The 20,524-nt window shown below is 60.3% G+C and carries 19 protein-coding genes; 10 read left to right on the top strand and 9 right to left on the bottom strand.

Annotated elements, in window-relative coordinates:
• Positions 1–184: 184 nt before the first annotated feature.
• The gene (locus ACR0KJ_RS04730; RefSeq protein ID WP_480626063.1) at positions 185–1,999 is read right to left on the bottom strand and encodes an extracellular solute-binding protein; all 1,815 of its coding nucleotides are present in this window, start codon (positions 1,997–1,999) and stop codon (positions 185–187) included.
• On the opposite strand from ACR0KJ_RS04730, the gene ACR0KJ_RS04725 reads away from it, so the two are divergent.
• The 4 genes from ACR0KJ_RS04725 (at position 1,944) to ACR0KJ_RS04710 (ending at position 4,526) form a co-directional block, all read left to right on the top strand.
• Positions 1,944–2,162 (top strand): hypothetical protein, encoded by a 219-nt coding sequence (locus ACR0KJ_RS04725; RefSeq protein ID WP_480626285.1) that lies wholly within the window; start codon positions 1,944–1,946, stop codon positions 2,160–2,162. The two genes, ACR0KJ_RS04730 and ACR0KJ_RS04725, sit on opposite strands and share 56 nt — an antisense overlap.
• Before the next feature lie 136 nt (positions 2,163–2,298).
• Positions 2,299–3,072, top strand: a complete 774-nt coding sequence (locus tag ACR0KJ_RS04720) for a 3-hydroxybutyrate dehydrogenase (RefSeq protein ID WP_170734873.1) — start codon at positions 2,299–2,301, stop codon at positions 3,070–3,072.
• Between the two features lie 104 nt (positions 3,073–3,176).
• Complete coding sequence (locus tag ACR0KJ_RS04715) at positions 3,177–3,488, top strand: hypothetical protein (RefSeq protein WP_170518919.1); 312 nt, start codon at positions 3,177–3,179, stop codon at positions 3,486–3,488.
• Positions 3,489–3,497: 9 nt separating this feature from the next.
• Positions 3,498–4,526 carry a patatin-like phospholipase family protein gene (locus ACR0KJ_RS04710; RefSeq protein WP_480626274.1) on the top strand — a complete coding sequence of 343 codons (1,029 nt, stop codon included), beginning with the start codon at positions 3,498–3,500 and terminating at the stop codon, positions 4,524–4,526.
• On the opposite strand, the gene ACR0KJ_RS04705 is transcribed toward ACR0KJ_RS04710, so the two are convergent.
• From ACR0KJ_RS04705 to ACR0KJ_RS04695, 3 genes are all read right to left on the bottom strand, one after another.
• Positions 4,527–5,204, bottom strand: a complete 678-nt coding sequence (locus ACR0KJ_RS04705) for a DUF502 domain-containing protein (protein ID WP_170450295.1) — start codon at positions 5,202–5,204, stop codon at positions 4,527–4,529. It lies immediately after the preceding gene.
• Positions 5,205–5,268: 64 nt separating this feature from the next.
• Positions 5,269–6,180: a pseudouridine-5'-phosphate glycosidase gene (locus ACR0KJ_RS04700; RefSeq protein ID WP_170450297.1), complete on the bottom strand. Its 912-nt coding sequence runs from the start codon at positions 6,178–6,180 to the stop codon at positions 5,269–5,271.
• On the bottom strand, positions 6,177–7,070 hold the full coding sequence (locus ACR0KJ_RS04695) for a PfkB family carbohydrate kinase (protein WP_170450299.1): 894 nt from the start codon (positions 7,068–7,070) through the stop codon (positions 6,177–6,179). The genes ACR0KJ_RS04700 and ACR0KJ_RS04695 overlap by 4 nt, the downstream gene beginning before the upstream one ends.
• Before the next feature lie 163 nt (positions 7,071–7,233).
• On the opposite strand from ACR0KJ_RS04695, the gene ACR0KJ_RS04690 reads away from it, so the two are divergent.
• Positions 7,234–8,337: a HupE/UreJ family protein gene (locus ACR0KJ_RS04690; RefSeq protein ID WP_480626062.1), complete on the top strand. Its 1,104-nt coding sequence runs from the start codon at positions 7,234–7,236 to the stop codon at positions 8,335–8,337.
• Here ACR0KJ_RS04690 and ACR0KJ_RS04685 read toward each other — a convergent pair.
• Positions 8,330–8,953, bottom strand: coding sequence for a thiamine phosphate synthase (locus ACR0KJ_RS04685; protein ID WP_480626061.1), 624 nt, complete (start codon positions 8,951–8,953; stop codon positions 8,330–8,332). The two genes, ACR0KJ_RS04690 and ACR0KJ_RS04685, sit on opposite strands and share 8 nt — an antisense overlap.
• Positions 8,954–9,115: 162 nt before the next feature.
• Here ACR0KJ_RS04685 and ACR0KJ_RS04680 point away from each other — a divergent pair, with 162 nt between their 5' ends.
• From ACR0KJ_RS04680 to ACR0KJ_RS04665, 4 genes are all read left to right on the top strand, one after another.
• A complete protein-coding gene (locus ACR0KJ_RS04680) occupies positions 9,116–9,859 on the top strand; it encodes an RNA methyltransferase (protein WP_480580972.1) in 744 nt (247 codons plus the stop codon).
• Positions 9,860–9,921: 62 nt separating this feature from the next.
• On the top strand, positions 9,922–11,067 hold the full coding sequence (ctaA, locus tag ACR0KJ_RS04675) for a heme A synthase (protein ID WP_170450306.1): 1,146 nt from the start codon (positions 9,922–9,924) through the stop codon (positions 11,065–11,067).
• A 5-nt stretch (positions 11,068–11,072) separates the two neighbouring features.
• A complete protein-coding gene (locus tag ACR0KJ_RS04670) occupies positions 11,073–12,542 on the top strand; it encodes a carboxypeptidase M32 (RefSeq protein ID WP_480626060.1) in 1,470 nt (489 codons plus the stop codon).
• A 94-nt stretch (positions 12,543–12,636) separates the two neighbouring features.
• Positions 12,637–13,902 carry a DsbA family protein gene (locus tag ACR0KJ_RS04665; RefSeq protein WP_480626059.1) on the top strand — a complete coding sequence of 422 codons (1,266 nt, stop codon included), beginning with the start codon at positions 12,637–12,639 and terminating at the stop codon, positions 13,900–13,902.
• Here ACR0KJ_RS04665 and trhA read toward each other — a convergent pair.
• Together trhA and gyrA are read right to left on the bottom strand one after the other, a co-directional pair.
• Positions 13,899–14,561, bottom strand: a complete 663-nt coding sequence (gene trhA / locus ACR0KJ_RS04660) for a PAQR family membrane homeostasis protein TrhA (protein ID WP_480626058.1) — start codon at positions 14,559–14,561, stop codon at positions 13,899–13,901. The genes ACR0KJ_RS04665 and trhA overlap by 4 nt on opposite strands.
• 133 nt (positions 14,562–14,694) lie before the next feature.
• On the bottom strand, positions 14,695–17,388 hold the full coding sequence (gyrA, locus tag ACR0KJ_RS04655) for a DNA gyrase subunit A (RefSeq protein ID WP_480582209.1): 2,694 nt from the start codon (positions 17,386–17,388) through the stop codon (positions 14,695–14,697).
• 223 nt (positions 17,389–17,611) lie between these two features.
• On the opposite strand from gyrA, the gene ACR0KJ_RS04650 reads away from it, so the two are divergent.
• Complete coding sequence (locus ACR0KJ_RS04650; protein WP_170450317.1) at positions 17,612–17,881, top strand: usg protein; 270 nt, start codon at positions 17,612–17,614, stop codon at positions 17,879–17,881.
• Between the two features lie 4 nt (positions 17,882–17,885).
• Here the strand turns inward: ACR0KJ_RS04650 and ACR0KJ_RS04645 are convergent, their stop codons facing one another.
• Complete coding sequence (locus ACR0KJ_RS04645; RefSeq protein ID WP_170450319.1) at positions 17,886–19,430, bottom strand: caspase family protein; 1,545 nt, start codon at positions 19,428–19,430, stop codon at positions 17,886–17,888.
• A gap of 93 nt (positions 19,431–19,523) precedes the next feature.
• Entirely contained in the window at positions 19,524–20,477 is a 954-nt protein-coding gene (locus ACR0KJ_RS04640; protein WP_170450321.1) for a radical SAM family protein, read from the bottom strand.
• Positions 20,478–20,524: the final 47 nt, after the last annotated feature.

The following is a 20,524-nucleotide window of genomic DNA, read 5'->3' as shown; positions in this document are numbered from 1 at the left end:
TTTGTTGGTTGCGCGGAATATAGCCGAGGGCTTCGCGCAACATACCAGATTTGGGGGTTGGTCCCGCATGTGCCAATTTTTGCCGAACCCGGTCGATTGATCGCCGGATTGAACAGCCGGGGATTGATCTGCACCCGACATCCTTGGGTCAGTTAGCTGTCAGCAAAAGGATCACGCCGGACCGTTACTCTTCGTACCACCAGACTTCGGGCATGTACTGAGGGCCGTCGCCATAGATCGGAAGCGTCTCGGGGAACTTCAGCGCACTGACATGCGCGATGCGGCCGACATCAAAGCTCCAGATCGGGATAACATAGCGGCCGGCGGTCAGAACACGATCCAGCGCACGGGTGGCGGCGACGAAATCTTCGCGCGATTCCGAGGCCAGCATCGCGTCGATCATCCCGTCCACGGCGGGTGAGGCGACGCCCATCAGGTTGCGCGTGCCCGGCGTATCGGCGTTTTCACTGCCCCAATACAGGCGCTGCTCATTCCCCGGTGACAGGGACAAGGCGCGGCGGAACGGGGTCACGTCGAAATCCAACTCGGACGTGCGACCGGTATACTGTGCGCTGTCGACCTGTTCTGTTATGACCTGAATGCCCAAACGCTCCAACGCGCGGGCATAGATTTCGACGGCAGTTTCCATCTCGGCGTCGCCCTGTTGCAGCAAAACGGTCATGCGGAATGCCTCGCCGTTCTGGTTTTGCAACACGCCGCCCTGAATGGTCCATCCTGCCTCGGCCAGCAGTTTTGTCGCTTTGCGGATATTGGCGCGGTTGCGGGCCGAGCCATCCCCTTGGGGCAGCGCATAACCTTCCAGGGTGCCGGGGGTCAGGTCCGAGGCAAAAGGCTCCAGCAGCTCTTTGACCTTGCCGGTTGCCGGGCCGGGCTGCATAGCCAGATCCGAGCCCGAGAAATACGAGGTGATCCGGGGCTGCGCGCCACCGGTGATTGTGTCGTTGATGAATTCAAAGTTGAACGCCAGCGTCAGCGCCTCGCGCACGCGCCAGTCGTCAAAGGGGGCTTTGCGCGTGTTCATCACAAACCCGGTCATGCCCGAGGGCTTGCCGTGCGGGATTTCTGTCTTGATCACATCGCCGCGCTGGATGGCGGGGAAGTTGTACTGGGTGGCCCATTTGTCGGCATTGAACTCGCGGACGGCGGACAGTTCCCCGGCTTTGAACGCTTCGAACAGTACCGTGGCGTCGCCATAGAATTCGATCCGCATATCATCCAGGTTCATCGTGCCCCGGCGGAACGGGACATCGTTGCCCCAGTAATCTGGGTTCCGCTTCAGGTTGACGTATCGCCCGGCCTCATAGTCGTCGATCACATAGGGGCCGCTGCCGATTGGCACATCATGCAGTTGGGCGTCGGCAAAGCTGCGACCTTCCCACTGCGCCTTTTGCAGGATCGGACGCAGACCGGCGATCAGCGCAAGTTCCCGATTCGGTTCGTTAAAGGTGATCCGGACAGAACGCTGGCCGGTCTGTTCGATGCTGTCGATTTTTCCCCACAGACCGCGATAACGCAGATGCCCCTCGGTCCCGAGGGTCTGGTAGGACCAGATCACATCTTCGACAGTTACCGGGCTTCCGTCTGAAAATTCAGCCTCTTCCCGCAGTGTAAATTCGACCCAGGACCGGTCTGGTGCAGTCTCAACTGATTCGGCTAACAGCCCGTAAAGAGTGAAAGGTTCGTCCCAGGACCGGCCCATCAGGCTCTCATGCGTCCAAAATCTAAGCTGCCAGGGTGAGGTGCCTTTTTGCACAAACGGGTTCAAGCTGTTAAAGCCGCCCGTGTTCCCAAAAACGACCCTGCCACCTTTCGGCGCGTCCGGATTGGCGTAGGGCAGCGACACAAAATCCGGTGGTAGGGCCGGGTCGCCATACATAGCTATGCCATGGGCCGAATCTGCATGGGCGAAAGAGGTCGCCAAAATGCAGGCGATTCCCGCTGCGAATGGACGAAGAGGGCTTAGGAAATCCTGGCGCATTTTGGAAACAATCCTGCTCTGGCCTTATTTTGTTGGGGATCACCGTACCGATGATTTTTCTTATTTTCAAACTTTTAGCTTGGATGAAGGCACAGAATTGCTTATAAAGGTCTCACTGCTCGATAGGTTTCTTGCCTGTATGAAACCTGCCTCAATAACTTAACGCCCGCTTCGTGCGGGCGTTTTTTTTGGTTGGTTCGCGCGGTCTTGCCGCGGTGCTTTAGCGGCGTCTTTCCCCGTTTTCTTTGCAGGTGCAGCATGGCATGCTGTGCCCAATCTGATGCTAAGGGAGAACGGTCATGAGCCTGTCGGGCAAAACAGCAATCATTACAGGATCAAACTCGGGGATCGGGCTGGGCGTCGCGCGCGAACTGGCCAAGGCCGGGGCGGATGTGGTTCTGAACTCGTTCACCGACCGGGATGAGGATCACGCCTTGGCCGCCGAGATTGCCAAGCAGACCGGCACCAATGCGCGCTACATCAAGGCGGACATGTCGAAGGGTGACGAATGCCGGGCGCTGATCGAACAGGCCGGGACCTGCGATATTCTGGTGAACAACGCAGGCATTCAGCATGTGTCGCCAATCGATCAGTTCCCGGTCGAGAAATGGGACGCGATTATTGCGATCAACATGAACTCGGCCTTTCACACCACGGCGGCGGCCTTGCCAATGATGCGCGCAGCGGGCTGGGGGCGGGTCGTCAATATCGCCTCGGCGCACGGGCTGACGGCCTCGCCCTTCAAGGCGGCTTATGTTGCGGCCAAACATGGGGTTGTCGGGATGACCAAAACCGTAGCGCTGGAAACCGCGCAAGAGCCGATCACCTGCAATGCGATCTGTCCCGGTTACGTGCTGACACCGCTGGTCGAGGCGCAGATTCCCGACACGATGAAGGAATACAACATGAGCCGCGAGGATGTGGTGAAGAACATTCTGCTGGAGCGGCAGCCGTCGAAAGAGTTCGCCACGGTTGAGCAATTGGGTGGAACCGTGCAGTTCCTGTGTTCGGATGCGGCGGCGCAGATCACCGGCACGACGATTTCAGTCGATGGGGGCTGGACGGCTTTGTGACGATCTGTGGGGTTTTCATAGTCGCCTTGCCTCTCAGCCCACCGTGGCGACTAAAGTAAGCTCTTTGACAAACGCGATTGTCCTCAGAAAGGAAATGCATTCAGATGAAAAAATATGGATGCCGATACTTCAAGCTTGTTGAAGCGCAGGCGCAGCAATCTCCCTGTTTGCAGTATTTCCGGTTCTCCAGAGACGGACGGATGCTGGAGTGTATCAGTTATTACTCTCCTAGCGCTACAGCTACCAAGAAACTGCCAGTGGTTCAGAGAGTTACCGCCGCCCATCTTTATCGCACACTAGGTCTCGAGCCTGAGAATTTGGATGAGTTCGAAGAGGAATGGGATGGTGGGTACACTGTTGAAATCTCAAGAGACGAATTTAAGCAAGCGCTGGAAGCCGCTACCAAAAGCGAGTAAAGGAGGCCCATCGTGAAACAGATCAACCTGGCATTGCAGGGCGGTGGGGCGCATGGGGCGTTTACCTGGGGGGTGCTCGACCGGTTTCTGGATGAGGAAGATATTGAAGTTGCGGCGATCACCGGAACCTCGGCGGGGGCGCTGAACGGGGCGGCGTTCAAATCCGGCATGGTGCATTCGGGCCGAGACGGCGCACGGGCGCGGTTGGATGAGCTTTGGAAGCGGATGGGGGCCGTGGGCGACATGCGGCTGGCCAACTGGTTTCGCGGGTTGGAGCCTGCGAGCATTGCGCAGGCCATGGAGTACTCGCTGCCGTATTCCATTGGCGATGCGTGGTCGCGGATGGTGTCGCCCTATGCCTACGGGCCGTTCTATACGAACCCGCTGGAACCCGTTGTGGACCGGTTCAATTTCAAGGAAATCTGCGCCGATCAGGGGCCGCGCCTGTTTGTCTGCGCAACCTGCGTGCGCAGCGGCAAGATCCGGGTGTTCACAGGGGAAGAGATTTCGACTGATGCGATCCTTGCCTCGGCCTGTTTGCCGACGCTGTTCAAGGCGGTTGAGATTTACGACCCCGAGACGGAGCGGACGGAAGCCTATTGGGATGGGGGCTATACCGGCAACCCGGCCTTGTACCCGTTGTTTGGCGATGATTTGCCGGATGATGTGGTGATCGTGAATATCAACCCGCTGGAGCGCGATGAACTGCCGGTGACGCCGCAGCAGATTCAGAACCGGATTAATGAGATCAGCTTTAACTCATCCCTGTTCCGCGAGTTGCGGGCGATCAATTTCGTTCAGCGATTGCTGGAAGAGGGCAAGCTGAAGGCCGGAGAGATGAGCCGCGTTCTGGTGCATATGGTTGCGGATAACGAGCTGATGAACAGTCTGTCGGTTGCCACCAAGACGGTGCCCAACCCGGTGATCCTGCATAAGCTGAAACAAGCGGGTCGTGACGCCGCAGACGGGTTCTTAAAGCGCCACAAATCGGACTTGGGCCAGAACAGTACGGTTGATCTGCCCGCGATGTTCGGCTGATCACTCGGGCGGCTGGGTCGGGTCTTTTTCGTTGGGATAGACCAGACCGGCCGAGATCACCAGTTTCGCGGCGTCTTCGATGCTCATGTCCAGCAGGATGACGTCTTCGGCCGGAAAGAACAGCAAAAAGCCCGAGGTCGGGTTGGGTGTGGTCGGGATAAACACGCTCAGCAGATCGCCACCGGTTTCGGCGCGGGTGCTGACTTCTCCCTTCGCGGTCGTGGAGACAAAGCCGATGGCCCAGATGCCACGGCGCGGATATTGCACCAGGCAGGCTTTTTCAAAGGACCGCTCGGTCTGAGCAAAGACCGTTTCCGAGATCTGTTTGATGCCGGAATAGATCGACCGCACGATGGGCATCCGGTTCACCAGACTTTCGGTGAACGAGATGAAGGACCGGCCCAGAATACCCTTGGCCACCCAGCCGACCAGTACGGTGAACACCAGAAAGATGATAACGCCGACGCCGCGCAGGTTGATGCCCACATATTGCTCGGGCCGGAATTGCTGTGGCACCAGCGGCAGAACGGCGCTGTCGATCCAGCCGACAACGGACCAGATCAGCCAGACGGTCAACCAGACCGGAGCAATGACGACGATCCCCGTCAGGAACGACGCGCGCAGGCGCGAAAACAGGCCGGGGCGGCGGTGGGGTTCTTCGTCAAACGGTGTATTCATTACAGGTCCGGGTGATTTGCGGATTTAGTTAAGCAGTCCAACGCGCCCGTGCAATAGGGCGGAATTACACACCGTTTGCCAGCGCTTTAGCGATGTTCGCCGCCAACCGGGCGTTGTTGCGGACCAATGCGATATTGGCGGTCAGCGAGCGGCCCTTGGTCTTTTCAAAGATCCGTTGCAGCAGATAGGGCGTCACGGCCTTGCCGGTGATCCGGTGGGTTTCGGCATCGGCCTGCGCGGCGGAGATGATCGGGGCCAGCTCGTCAGCCGGGATCTGGTCGGCTGCGGGGATCGGGTTGGCGACCAGTTGGCCACCGGGCAAACCCAGCGCACGGCGGGTGGCGTGGGCTTTGGCGATGGCTTCGGCGCTGTCCATCCGCAGGGGCGCAGCGTAGGGGGATTTCGCAGACCAGAAGGCGGGGAATTCGTCCTGCCCGTAGGCGATCACCGGGACGCCCAGAGTTTCCAGAACTTCCAGCGTTTTGGCCAGATCCAGAATGGCCTTGGCCCCTGCAGCCACCACTGTAACCGGCGTCTGCCCCAGTTCATGCAGGTCGGCGGAAATGTCGAACGAGGTTTCGGCACCCTGATGCACGCCGCCAATGCCACCGGTGGCAAACACCTCGATCCCCGCATACTGTGCGGCGATCATCGTGGCGGCGACGGTGGTGGCTCCGGTGCCCCCGGTCGCGATGCAGGCGGCCATATCGGCGCGAGAGAGTTTGGCGACGCCCTGCGCCTGACCCAAAGATTGCAACTGATCGGGTTCAAGCCCCACATGCAGCACGCCTTCGATCACCGCCATGGTGGCCGGAACGGCCCCGGCATCGCGGATGTCCTGTTCCACCTGGGCTGCGACCTCGACATTCTGCGGGTAGGGCATGCCATGGGTAATGATGGTGCTTTCCAGCGCCACGATGGGCTGGCCTGCGTCTTTGGCGGCGCGGACCTCGGCTGAGTAGTGGATGTTGATCACAGGGGAGTTTCTCCGGAAACGTAAGTTGCGGCGGCGTTCAGCGCGCGGGTCAGGGCCGTCTGTTCGTCGGCACCGCCCGCTTCTGAGGCAATATGGGCGGCCATGAAGGTGTCACCTGCGCCGGTGACGCGGGTCACTAGAACCGAAGGCGGGGTTTGGGTCAGAACACCCGAGGCAGAGCCGACGGTGGCCGAGTTACCCCCGTCCGTCACCAGCACGCGCAGCGCGCCCCGGTGCAGCAGGCCCTTGGCAGCGGATTCGGAATCGGCGAACTCGCGCTGGCAGAGCAGACCGGCCTCTTCCAGATTGACATAGAGCGTCGCGCGGGCGTGTTTCAGGAAGGGCAGCAGGCGCTCGGCCTTGCCGGGCGAGGCGGGGGCGACCCGCAGGTCGGCTTTGCCAAAGGCCGGGCTTTGCGCGATCTCTTCCAGCAGGTTCAGCGTCAGGTTACCGTCCAGCGCAATCGGGCCTTCGAAGGGGGTGTTTTCGTATCCCAGCGGACCGTGCATCAGGGGGCGTAGGATCTTGGCCCCCGCAGCCTCAAGCGAGTGTGCGTCAGCGATGGCAGCGATCAACCCGTTGGCCCCTTCGACGGCCATATAGCGGTCGGTGGGCAGGTCCTGCGAGCGATAGATGTGTTCAGTCACCATGCCCAGCCGTGCGCAGGAATTGACCAACTCGTCCCCCTCGGGGTCGCGGCCAATGGCGGTCAGTAGGGTTGGGGTCATGCCAAAGCGCACCAGCGTCATGGCGATGTTCATGGCAACGCCACCGGGCAGGCGGGTGATCCGGCCCGGCACGTCCGATCCCTGCCGCATGGCGCTGGCCGACCGCCCGATCACGTCCCACAGGACCGAACCGATACACAGGATGTCGCTGTTCTGAGTCATGCCGCTGTCATGCCGCAGCACCGGGGGCCTTGCAAGTCCGAACGTTAACGCCAACACAGATAAACCGCCTGTGCTGTGCGTTCAGGCTTGCGATCTGATGCGTTCGGCGGGAAACTCGGCCCGGTATGATTTGTGATTTGATTTCTATTGCAGAGCGTTGCGCATGAGCGGCTTTTTCCGCCTGATGATGGGGCTGATGCTGTTGGCGATGCCCGTCCAAGCCCAGACCCCGCCGCCGACGATTGTCGAGTTCTGGACCAAGGCGGACAGCCTGTTTCTTGAAATCACCCTGAACGCCGAGATGTTTCTGGCGGGGATTGATCCTGAAACCGATCCTGACCTGACCGACAATGCTGGCTACCGGGCGCTACGCCAAAGGGTCTCGTCCGAGTTGGAGCCCGAGGTCCGCGCGTTTGTCACCGACTGGAAGGCGCGCTTGCAGGTCGAGGCCGGTGGCCCGGTCGATCTGGCCTATGAAGGGGTGCGCATTCCCGTTGTCGGCGATATCGCAGCCCCCCGGATTTCACGACTGTTGCTGACAGCGCCCTTGCCGGATGGGGCGTCCAATCTGCGCCTGACATGGCCTGAAGGTCATGGGCCGGTTGTTTTGAAACAGCAACAGGTGGCCGCCCCTTACACCGGTTATCTCATGGCCGGAGAATCCAGTCCTTCGATCCCACTGCAAGGCGGCGCGGCCCTCAGCCCCGAACAGGCGGTGCAGGTGTTCTTCCCCAAAGGGTTTTCGCGCATTCTGCCCAACGGTCTGCAAGAGATCGCGCTGGTTCTGGTCTTGGTTTTTCTGTCCCTGACACTGCGCGCAGTAATCGCCCAGATGGTGTTCCTGTCGATCGGATTGGTCTTCGGACTGGCGCTTTCGGTTTACGGGGCGTTGGGGGTGTCGCCATTTGTAGCCTCTATCGCCCTCACATCCGCCATCGTCATTCTGGCGCTCTGGAACCTGATCCTGAGGCGTCTTCACGTCTTTCGATTACTGGCGGTTTTTGCTGCCGGTTTGCTTCTGGGCAACGTGCTCAGCGCCTCCGTGATCGCGATTGGCGTGCCGCCCGATCACCTGCCACCCGCCATCCTGGGATTTGCCGGGGGTGCGGTGGCTGCACTCAGCGCGGTTGCGGCGGCAGGCTATGCCGGTGCTGCCCTGATCTCTGGCGGGTCGCATCGGATGCGAGGCCGGGTATCGGTTCTGGCCTCGATCCTGATTGCGGGTGTCGGGGTCTATTGGATGGTCGCGCCGTGGATGCTTAGCTAGGCATGTGGGCCAATAGCGCGTTCAGCGCGGCCAACGGATCCTCGGCTGACCAGATTTCATCGCCGATGCCGAAGAAATCGGTGCAGGGCGACAGGTCGCGGATCAGGTCGGGGGTCAGGCCGCCCTCGGCCACAACGGGAACTTCGATCATCTCGGACCACCACTGGAACAGGTCCCTTTCAGCCAGCGTACCATCGCCCAACGACGACGTGCCGACCGGGCCAAAGGCGACGTAATCGACGCCAGCCTCGCCAGCGGTCATTCCGTCATGGCTGGACGCCCCGCAGAAACTGCCGACAATCGCGTCCGCGCCCAGTTCCTTGCGGGCCGCACGCACGGACCGGGCGGCATCATCCAGATGTACCCCGTCCAGCCCCAGCCGTTGCGCCAGCAGCACGTGGTTCGAGATTACGATGGCCACGTCGCGCGTATGGGCCACCTCGCGGCAGGCATCGGCAGCGCGGGCGATGGTGTCCTCGTCATTGCCGGCCAGCGCCAGACGAATGCACGCGATCTCGGCCCCGTCCAGCACCCGCGCCAACTGGTCCGGATAGGTGCTGAGCGTGATGGTCGGCGGTGTGATCAGATAAATCTGCGGCTGCTCGGGGGTGTCCATTGGCGCGTCCTTCGCTTTCAGTCTTTGGCGCGGTTTAGCGGATTGCGGCGGGGAAGCAAACTTTTAAGCCTGCCGAGGGGGTATTTGGGAACAGAAGAAGAGGATCGGGTTGCTCTGTCAAAGCTGGCGGATTAGAGCGGGCGGAGTTTTTCGGAGACAGCCATGCCCAGCGATACATCCCAGCCTTCCTTCGTGCTTGTGCGCCCGCAGATGGGTGAAAACATCGGCGCCGCCGCGCGGGCGATGTGGAATTTCGGGCTGGACCGGATGCGGATCGTGGCCCCGCGCGACGGGTGGCCGAACCCCAAGGCGGTGGCGATGTCCAGCGGGGCGGGGCGGCTGCTGGACGAGGCGCAGCTGTTCGATGATCTGGCAGGCGCGCTGGCCGACAGTACATTCGTATTCGCCACCACGGCGCGGCAGCGCGGGTTGACCAAACCGGTCTACAGCCCGGAACGCGCCATGCAGGTCGCGGCCCAGAAGGTGGCGGCGGGTGAAAAGGTCACCGTTTTGTTCGGCCCCGAACGGGCAGGGCTTGAGAATGAAGATATCGCCAAGGCAAACGCCATCATCTCGGTGCCGGTGAACCCGGAATATGCCTCGCTGAACCTTGGGCAATGTGTCTTGCTGACCGCTTATGAGTGGATGCGCCAGACCGGCGATGTGGTGCATGAAGCCACCGATTTGGGCAAGGGCGACTGGGCCACCGGCATCGAGGTCGAGAAACTGGTCGAGCATTACGAAGATCGGCTGGAAGAGGCCGGGTTCTTCTATCCGCCCGAAAAGGCCGACGGCATGAAGACCAACCTGCGCAACCTTTGGTCGCGGATGCGCATGACGCGGGCCGATGTGCAGATGTTGCACGGGATCATGCGGCAGATGGTCCGTTGGAAAGATAAGGGCTGAGGCTGGACCTCGCCCGTCAGTGGCCCTAGCTTGCGACGAAATCCAGGACACATGAGGACAGCATGAGCGCCAAGCGCAGCATCTTCGAAGACGTCTCAGACAGCGAAAAACAACAAGCCGTGCAGCCGGGTATGATCGACAAGGGACGCGGTGGCGCGCGCAAGGCGATCCGCGCCTGGCTGATGATCCTGTTCGCCTTGGTCGTTGTGATGATCGCTGTCGGCGGGTTGACCCGTTTGACCGACAGCGGCTTGTCGATCACCGAATGGCGTCCGATCACCGGGGCGATCCCGCCGATGACCGAGGCCGACTGGCAGGCGGAATTCGACAAATACAAACAGATCGACCAATGGCGCATCCAGAACCAGTGGATGGAGCTGAGCGATTTTCAGTTCATCTATTGGTGGGAGTGGGGCCATCGCCAGTTGGGTCGCCTAATTGGTCTGGTCTGGGCGCTTGGCTTCTTCGGCTTCCTTGTCGCCCGCAAAATCCCGACCGGCTGGACCGGCAAGTTGCTGATCCCCGGCGCTTTGGGTGGTGTTCAGGGCGCGGTGGGCTGGTGGATGGTCGCCTCGGGAGTCACGCAGGGCGAGGGGATGACCGCCGTCGCTAGCTATCGCCTCGCGGTGCATCTGGGACTGGCCTTTGTGATCCTGGGTTTCCTGGCCTGGTACATCTTTGAGCTCGGGCGCGAGGAACGCGATCTGATGCAGGCCCGCCGCGCGAAAGAGGTGAAACTGTTCTCGCTGTCGACCGGCCTACTGCATTTCACCTTTTTGCAAATACTCATTGGCGCGCTGGTCGCCGGGATCGATGCCGGGCGGTCTTTCACCGATTGGCCGCTGATCGGCGGGCAGCTTCTGCCACCGGATGCAACGGCAATAGACCCCCTGTGGCGCAATTTCTTTGAAAGCCCCGGATTGGTGCAGTTCATCCATCGCTGCGCCGGGTATCTGCTGTTCATCTTCGCGATCATCGTCTGGCGGCGCGGCCAGACCAGTGCCCATCCACAGACCCGCTTTGCCTTCAACGCGGCCTTTGCGGCGCTGTCGCTACAGGTCGTGGTCGGTGTCATCACCGTGTTGTATGCCGCGCCATGGCAGATCGCGATCTTCCACCAGTTCATGGCCGTCGTGGTCTGGACCCTGATCCTGCGCGCCCGCTTCCTGAGCGGCTATCCCATTGCAACCTCAATTCGTGGAGCCTGAGCCCGATGACTGCCTTTGACGACCTGATGGCCTTTCAACGCGAAACCTCGGCCCTTGGACAGATCGCTGGCCGCCTGGGCTGGGATCAGGAAACGGTGATGCCGCGCGGGGCCGCGCCCCAACGAGCCGAGGAAATGGCCGCAATCGAGGCGGTTCTGCATGCCCGACGGTCCGACCCGCGTGTGGCCGAATGGCTGGAGCAAGCCGAAGCTTTGGACACGGCAGGTCAGGCACAACTGCGCGAAATCCGCCGGTCTTATGAGCGTACCGTCAAAGTGCCCGCCGATCTGGCGAAAGCCATCGCCCGCGTCACTTCGGCAGCGCAGGGAAAATGGGCACAGGCGCGCGCGGATGAGGACGTGTCGGCCTTCCTTCCGGTTCTGGAAGAGGTCGTGGCCCTGAAACGCGAAGAAGGTGCGGCGCTCGCGCAGGGCGGAGACATCTACGACGCGATGGTCGAGGATTACGAGCCTTACACAACCGGCGCGCAGATCGCGGCGATTTTCGATCAGATGCGCCCGCGTCTGGTGGCGCTGCGCGCGGCAGTTCTGGACAAGCCCGCGCCGCAGGCGCTGGCCGGTACGTTTGACGAGGCGGCCCAGATGCGCCTATCGCAGACCCTTGCGCTGGCGTTTGGATACGACCTGAACCGGGGCAGGGTGGACAAGGCCGTACACCCGTTCAGCTCGGGCAGCGGATCGGATGTGCGGATCACCACACGCACCAGCAAAACGGACCCGTTCAACTGCTTCTACTCGACCATTCATGAGGTCGGCCACGCCGCCTACGAGCAAGGGATCGACCCGGCCTATGCGCTGACCCCATTGGGAAGCGGCGTGTCGATGGGCGTGCATGAAAGCCAAAGCCGGATCTATGAAAACCAGCTTGGCCGGTCGCGTGCGTTTACCGGATGGCTCTACACCCAAATGCGCGATGCGTTCGGGGATTTCGGGATTGCGGATGCCGATACCTTCTACGCCACGGTGAACCGCGTCCATAACGGCTATATCCGCACCGAAGCGGATGAGGTGCAGTACAACCTGCACATCATGCTGCGCTTCGACCTGGAGCGCGCGCTGATGGCCGGAGACCTTCAGGTCAACGATCTGGAAGCTGCCTGGAATGACCGCTTCAAGGCCGATTTCGGTTATGCCGTCGACAAACCTTCGAACGGCTGCCTGCAGGACGTCCATTGGTCGGTTGGCCTGTTCGGTTATTTCCCGACCTACTCGCTGGGCAACGTTTATGCCGGGTGCCTGTATCAGGCCCTGCGCAACGCGGTGCCGGGGCTGGATGGTCAACTGGCCGAAGGGGACACCTCGGGCGCGACCACTTGGCTGCGCGAAAACGTACAACAATTCGGGGGGCTTTTCGCCCCGCGCGAGATCATACAGCGCGCCAGCGGGGTCGAGCCGGGGCCGGAGCCCTTATTGGCTTATCTGGAGCAGAAATTCGGGGCGCTTTACGGGCTCTGACGATCTGCCGTCACGTTGTTGTGTGACAGCGTGGCGTTTGGCGCTGTGGTGCGTAAACTGGACATGTCCAAGCCACTTTGATCGCCGGTTCTGCATGAAAACACAGATTAAATCCCACTTGGCTGCCGCCATAACCAGCGGCAATCTGCAATCGGCGCGCAGAGGCGTGGCAGAGCTTCGACGCAAGCTGCGCGGTGCAGAGCATGAGGTGCATTATTTTCATGATGTCGCCGATCCCTATTGCTATCTGACCGCGCAGATCCTGCCCGAATTTCAGGAGCGCTATCGCGTTAAACTGTGCATTCATTTGATCTCTGGCCCACATTCGGATGCGATCCCCGCGCCCATGGAACATAGGCAAAACGCCCTGATGGATGCAGGGCGTCTGGCCCGCCGGATCGGGCTGGATGCGCCGCAGGAACCGGCGGCAAAGAAGGTGGAAACCGCAAAGCGGCTTCTTGCAGATGCTTTAGGAAAACCTGACGCCGCAGAACGCCTGCGTGCTATCACCGCAGGCGTTTGGGGCAGGGAGACTATGCCCGACGACGGTGGCGTGGATCCCGGGCAGGCGATGGAGGTCGGCGACCAAAAACTCGCCGCGATGGGACATTACTTGGGTGGAACGTTTTACTATGGCGGCGAATGGTATTGGGGCGTTGATCGGCTGCACTATCTGGAGGACCGGCTTGCGCAGCTAAAGCTACGTCAGGGAGATGCTTCGGTAGAGCCCTTGAAAGAAAATGCGCAGCCGCCGAACGTTCAGGGCAGTATGGAGCTGGAGTTCTTTTTCTCATTCCGCAGCCCATATTCCTATCTGGCTTTTGACCGCGTTGTTGATCTTGCCAACCGCTATAACGCTCGCCTGATCCTGCGCCCCGTTCTGCCGATGCTGATGCGGGGGCTGCCGGTACCCAAGCTCAAGTCCGGCTACATCCTTGGCGATTGTGCGCGGGAAGCGCGCAGAATGAAGATTCCGTTTGGTCGAATTTGTGATCCTTTGGGGTCTGGCGTCGAACGCGGGTACGCCTTGTTTGACTACGCCGAGGATCATGATCGGTTGGCGACCTACTGCTCGACCTTCATGCGTCTGGTCTGGTCCGAGGGAGTGGACGCAGCCTCCGACAAGGGTATGGCGCGAATTGCGGGCGCCAGTGGTCTTGATTGGGGGGCCGCGCGTCAGGCTCTGGCCACTCAAACATGGCGCGACCGGGTTGAGAAAAACCAAAGCAGACTGCAAGAGATTGGTCTGTGGGGCGTTCCCAGTTTCTACGTAGCCGGTCAGGCGATTTGGGGGCAGGATCGGTTATGGGCTGTCGAGGATTTGCTGAGGGCTCAACGGTCGGGCACGGGTGGAAGCTAAACCACCTGAACCAATTCGATCCGCGCGGCAACGGCGGCAAAGAACAGGACGCTGCCGACCAGAACAAACACATGCCAGATCGTGTTGTGGAACGGCAACCAATCCAGCAGGTAGAATGCGACGCCCGCGGTGTAGACCAGCCCTCCGGCGATCATCAGGGTGATGACTGTGGGCGATAGTTCGGCCAGCATCGATTGACCGGCCCAGACGGCGGCCCAGCCCATGAGCAAATAAAGCGCCAATCCGAACCAGCGGAATCGGTTCGGGTCGAACATCTTCAGCGCCGATCCCAGGGTTGCCGAAAACCAAAGCCCGATCAGCAGCCCCGTTGGTTGCGTACCCGACAACAGCAGGAACGGCGTGTAGGTGCCAGCGATTTTGACGTAAACACCCGAATGGTCGAGGCGGCGCAGGAACGCGCTCCAATCGTCGTGTTCGATCATGTTGTAAAGCGCTGAGAAGGTCAGCATCAAAACCAGCGTCACGCCATAGATCGACGCGCCCAGAACGGCCACTGGGTCCGATCGGTAGTAGATCGTCAGGATGATCAGCATCGGCACGGCGATCAGGGCGGACGACACGCCAAGCACATGGATCACACCATCGCTTACGCGCTCGGCGCGGCTGTAGGCGGGGCGGATATGGGCAAAGGACCACATGTTAAGAAAGCTAGGCCTCAGATTGGCCTCGGGCAAGCGCGCCAAACGGGCGCTTGCCGATAACGTGATCCAGAACGGCAAAACGCCCGCAAGAACGGGCGCTTTGTTTCATAAGTGTTGGAAAATGTGAGGGTTACTCCTCGGTTTCCTCATCCCCTTGGTCTGCAATCCAGGCGACCGAGACAACCTCTTCCCCCTTGCCGGTGTTGAATACCCGCACGCCACCCGCGCTGCGCGAGCGGAAGGAAATGCCATCGACCGGAACCCGGATCGATTGGCCCTTGGAGGTCGCCAGCATGATCTGATCGTCGATTTCGACCGGGAAGGACGCCACCAGTTCGCCGCCGCGCATAGCCTTGTCCATCGCCGCCACGCCCATGCCGCCACGTCCACGCACCGGGTAGTCGTGGCTGGAGCTCAGCTTGCCTGCGCCGCCGGTGGTGATGGTCAGGATCAGGTTCTCGGCCGCCGACATCTCGGCGTAGCGTTCCTGCGTGATCACGCCGGGGGCTGCTTCGTCCTCATCGGTCTCGCCATCGTCCGCGATACCCGCCACGGCGCGGCGCATCTTGAGGTAAGCGGCGCGTTCATCCGGGTCAGCCTCGAAATGGCGGATTACGGACATCGAGACCACGCGGTCACCATTGGTCAGCTTGATACCACGCACACCGGTAGATTCGCGCGAGTTGAAGACCCGCACATCGGTGGTGCGGAAGCGGATCGCGCGGCCCGAATTGGTGACCAGCATCACGTCTTCATCTTCCGAACAGATGCGCGCGTTTACCAGTTCCACATCCTCTGGCAGTTTCATCGCGATCTTGCCGTTGCGGCGGACATTGGTGAAGTCCGACAGACGGTTGCGGCGTACGTCTCCGGCGCTGGTGGCAAAGACGATTTGCAGGTTTTCCCATTCCTCATCCGGCACATCCACCGGCATGATCGCCGCGATGGAAACCCCGGTCGGGATCGGCAGGATGTTGACGATCGCCTTGCCCTTACCTGTCCGGCTGGACTGCGGCAGACGCCAGGTCTTGAGCTTGTAGACCATGCCTTCGGTGGTGAAGAACAGCAGCTGCGTATGGGTGTTCGCCACGAAGAGGTTGGTGACCACATCCTCTTCCTTGGTCTGCATCCCCGACAGGCCCTTGCCGCCACGCTTTTGCGCGCGGAAATCGGCCAGCGGCGTGCGCTTGATGTAACCGCCCGAGGTGACGGTGACGACCATATCCTCACGCTCGATCAGGTCCTCATCTTCCATATCGCCGGACCAGTCGACAATCTCGGTGCGGCGGGGTACGGCGAATTGCTCACGCACACTGCGCAGCTCATCACCGATGATCGACATAATGCGCTCGCGCGAGGACAGAATATCCAGGTATTCCTTGATCTTGGCGGCCAGTTCTTCCAGCTCGTCCGTGACCTCTTTGACGCCCAGTTGGGTCAGGCGCTGCAGGCGCAGGTCGAGGATGGCGCGGGCCTGAACTTCGGTCAGGTTATAGGTGCCGTCGTCGTTCATCTTGGACAGAGGATCGTCGATCAGGCGCAGATAGCCTTCGATCTCGGAGGCTGGCCAACGGCGGGTCATCAGTTTTTCGCGCGCCTCGGCGGCATCAGCCGACGAGCGGATGGTGGCGACCACTTCATCCACGTTTGACACAGCCACAGCCAGACCACACAGGATATGGCTGCGTTCCCGCGCCTTGCGCAGGTCGTAGGCGGTGCGGCGGGCGACAACATCCTCGCGGAAGTCGATGAACGAGGTCAGGAACCGGCGCAGGGTCAGTTGCTCGGGGCGGCCACCGTTCAGGGCCAGCATGTTGCAGCCGAACGAGGTCTGCATTGGTGAAAAGCGGTAAAGCTGGTTCAGCACCACCTCTGGTGTTGCATCGCGCTTCAGCTCGACCACGACGCGCACGCCGTTGCGGTCGGATTCGTCCTGAACGTGGGCCACGCCTTCGATCCGCTTCTCGCGCACGGCCTCGGCGATCTTTTCGATCATCGCGGCCTTGTTCACCTGATAGGGGATTTCGTCCACGATGATGGCATAGCGATCCTTGCGGATTTCCTCGGTGCGGGTCTTGGCGCGGATGATGACGCTGCCGCGCCCCTCAAGATATGCCTTGCGGGCACCGGACCGGCCCAGCATCACGCCGCCAGTCGGAAAATCGGGGCCGGGGACGTATTCGATCAGTTGCTCGGATGTCAGGTCCGGATCGTCGATCAGCGCCAGCGTGGCATCGACCACCTCGCCCAGGTTATGCGGCGGGATGTTGGTTGCCATACCCACGGCGATACCACCGGCACCATTGACCAGCATGTTGGGGAAACGGGCGGGCAGGACGGTTGGTTCGCGGTCCTTGCCGTCATAGTTGTCCTGAAAATCGACCGTGTCTTTTTCGATATCGGCCAGCAGCGAGGCGGCGGGCTTGTCCATCCGAACTTCGGTATAACGCATCGCCGCCGGGTTATCGCCGTCCATCGAGCCAAAGTTGCCCTGACCATCCAGCAGCGGCAAAGACATCGAGAAATCCTGCGCCATCCGCACCAGCGCGTCATAGATAGCTGAGTCCCCGTGCGGGTGGTATTTACCCATCACGTCGCCAACCGGACGGGCCGATTTGCGATACGCCTTGTCATGGGTGTTCCCGGTTTCGTGCATGGCGTACAAAATCCGCCGATGCACCGGTTTCAGCCCGTCGCGCAGATCGGGGATCGCGCGGGAAACGATGACCGACATGGCATAGTCCAAGTAGGACGTGCGCATCTCGGATTCGATAGAGACCGTCGGGCCGTCATACACTGGGCGCTCGGGCGGGGTTTCGTCCATGTTTTCAGGGATTTCTGGCGTATCGCTCACGTAAACTGCTCGTCCTTAGTGCAGACTCTATATTTTGTGGTTACATCCTATCAGACCCGGCACATAAGGTGCAAGCAAGCAACGAATCTTGCCCGGAAATTCCGAAGTAACACTCAAGTAACATCTTGTTATCCAAGTATTAGGCAGTTTCGGTGTTACTTTGAAGAGACCTTGCACGGAATTGGAGGTCTGAATGGAGCAGAGCGAAACGGAATTGATGCTAAAGGGATACGGGCTGACGACGGCAGAGTTTTTCTATCACATGCCCGACTATATCCACGTCCTGAACACGTTTATCTGGCAGGAATACGATCTGGCCCCGGATCACCCGAAACTGTTTGAATTCATCGATTTTTGGCAGCGTGAGATCGAAGGTCCGCTGCACTCGGTCAAGTTCACCCATCGCAAGATGATCGCGCCTGGCGAATGGCGCAACATGGTGGGTGAGTTTCGCGTGAATTAACGGCTTATCCCGCACGCCAGGCGTATACGGAACAGCCGGTCGAGCCTGAGGCGGTAAAGCTGTTGCCATCTTCGGCCAGACGCCCGCGCCATTTGACGGTGATACCGGGGAAATAGTCCGTCCCGCTGATCTGACCCTCGTTCACGAATATCACCGTATTGGCGGTTTGACCCAGTGAGTCGGTCAGGCGCCCGGTATATTTATTGCCGCCCGCATGTGTGTAGCGCGTCGTGCCTGTCACTTTGACAACCAAAGCGCAGGTTGCCTTGAATTGCCACGTCCCGGCCATGGACAAGCCGGTATCGGCAGGTTTTGGGGCGGGTGCCGTGGCTTTGCAGATGGTGCCGGATTTGCCTTGCAACTCTTCCAACGCATGGCTGGTTCCCAGATCATCAGCACCCAGATTTGAGCCACTGGCCGACCGATACCGGGCAAAGGCCTGACGGGTCCGAGGGCCTGCAACTCCATCCGCGCCACCAGCACTGCATCCCAGCGCATTCAATGCGGCCTGTGTTGCGCGCATGACCTCTTGCGAGTCTGAAACCGTAGGCGCGGGCGGGGCAGAGGTGCGCTCAACATCCGCTGATGTATCGGCCGAGACCAACCCGTCGCGCAGTTGCAGGGCGACCTCGTAGGCATAAGTCTCGGACTGATCAGCATATTTCTCAAGGAAACTGTCCAGCGCAGTCACCGTTCCAAGCGAGCGCGCAAGCTCAAGATCGGCGCGCATGTCGTCGCTTGGGCGCGCCGATGGGCTTTGTGGCTGTGCGGTGCTTACGGCGGGGGTGAAATAGAATTCCCCAAGCAATTCATCGTAATAGGCCGGAATTTGGGTGTGCTGAACGCTGCTGGACAAGTCCCGCACTTCGCGCCGCAGGTCGGCCACCATGCTGCGCAATTCCAGACCCGGCTGCGATAGGCGTGGCAACAAGGCACGGGTGAAGACTGAATTCTCGGCTGGTTCATTATCGCTCAGCCGGTCCAGCGCCATCTGTCCGGCCCCGGCTGAAAAGATCACGAACATGCCTTCGGGTGCGTTGATGCGGCCCAGCCCACGCGTCCGTCCGACACTGCGCCCGGCGACGGTTTCAAACGGGTTGTCGCGGCAGGCGTCGATGATGGCGATCGAGGTGCGCGCACCGGTTGAGCGTACGCGGTCCAGCAGATCCGAAAGGGCGATGGATTCGGATTTCACGAAATCGGTCTCACCCGACAGGGGCGCGACGATATCTGTGGGCAGCAGGTAGTTTTCGCCGTCAATTTCCACCCCATGCCCGGCAAAGAACACAAACGCCGTATCGCCCGGATCCAAGCGAGAGGTGAATTCGGAGATCCTCTGGTTCATGCCGCGCCGGTCGAGGTTCAGCCCCTCGATGGTCTCAAAACCTGCACCCTGCAACTTGTCAGAGACAGCGCGGGCATCGGCCACAGCTTTCTGAAGGTCGGTGACAGATTGGTATTGGTCATTGCCGATAACCAAGGCCAACCTTTCTTGCGCGCAAAGCGGCGCGGCGCAAAGTGCAAAAGCAAAAACAAGAAATCTGAACATCACAACAGCCCAACAGCAAATGACCCTTTTCCTTCTATACAGAAAAAGGGCGCAAAGGCTCAGTGACTTACATTACTTTTTGTTTTTGTCGGATCAGCCCGAGCAACTGGCCCCGCCCAGAACGCAGAATTTGGCGCAATGGGGGTGGTTCAGATACACATCCGCCTCAGCCTCGGCCAGGGTTGTGCCCATTTCGAACTCGGGGGCGTAAGGCAGAAGGGTGCAGGCCAGCACAGCAGGGCGTTCGGCGCCTTTGCGTTTGACGACCATGCGCGCGCTGGCGCACATCACGGCGTCGGGGGATTTGTTCAGGATACCCCAGCAGGCGGTCGTGATTTCTGGGACTTCGACGGTTTCGTCCATTTCCGGGAACAGCACGGTCTGGCCGGGGTTCGTGGCGTCGATGTCAAAGCCGTGTTTTTCGAAAAACGCAGCGTATCCGGCGCGGCTATCCGCGTCGCTGTCGCCCCAGACGGTGCGCCCAGCAACAGCCATGTTGAAGCCGTTGTCGCGTAGCCACTCCATCCCCGTCACGGTCTTGGCGAAACTTCCCTTGCCGCGTTCCTCATCATGCAGTTCGGGGCGGTAGTGATCGACGGAGATGCGCAGGGTCAGCTTGTCGTTGTAATCGCGCTGCAAGTTCAGCAACCCTTCGCGCATTTTGCGGCGCATCATCGGCAGCATGGCGTTGGTCAGGATCAAAACCTCGTACCCGCGTTCCAGTGCGGCGCGAGTCATCTCGATCATCTCGGGGTTCATGAACGGCTCGCCGCCCGTGAAGCCGATTTCGCGGATGGGCCAGTTGCGCTGTTCGATCTGGTCCAGATAGTCGGTCACTTCAGCCGCAGCGATATAGACCAGCGCATCATTTGTGGGGCTGCTTTCGATGTAGCAGTTTACACATTCGATATTGCACAAGGTGCCGGTATTGAACCACAAGGTTTGCGGATTTGTCAGCGCAACCGAGGCGCGGGTCTGCCCGTCTGCCGTCACCAATCTGTCTTGAAACTTGCCGATATTGGCAAGCTGGGGGGCATTGTCTTTCATTCCCGCATCCGGTTCTTTGAAGTGGTTTGACTGACTTAGCTGTTTAT

The sequence above is a fragment of the Ruegeria sp. AD6 genome, assembly GCF_056542325.1.
The sequence above is the reverse complement of the archived record's forward strand: the minus strand, read 5'-3'. Positions and strand labels throughout refer to the sequence as shown.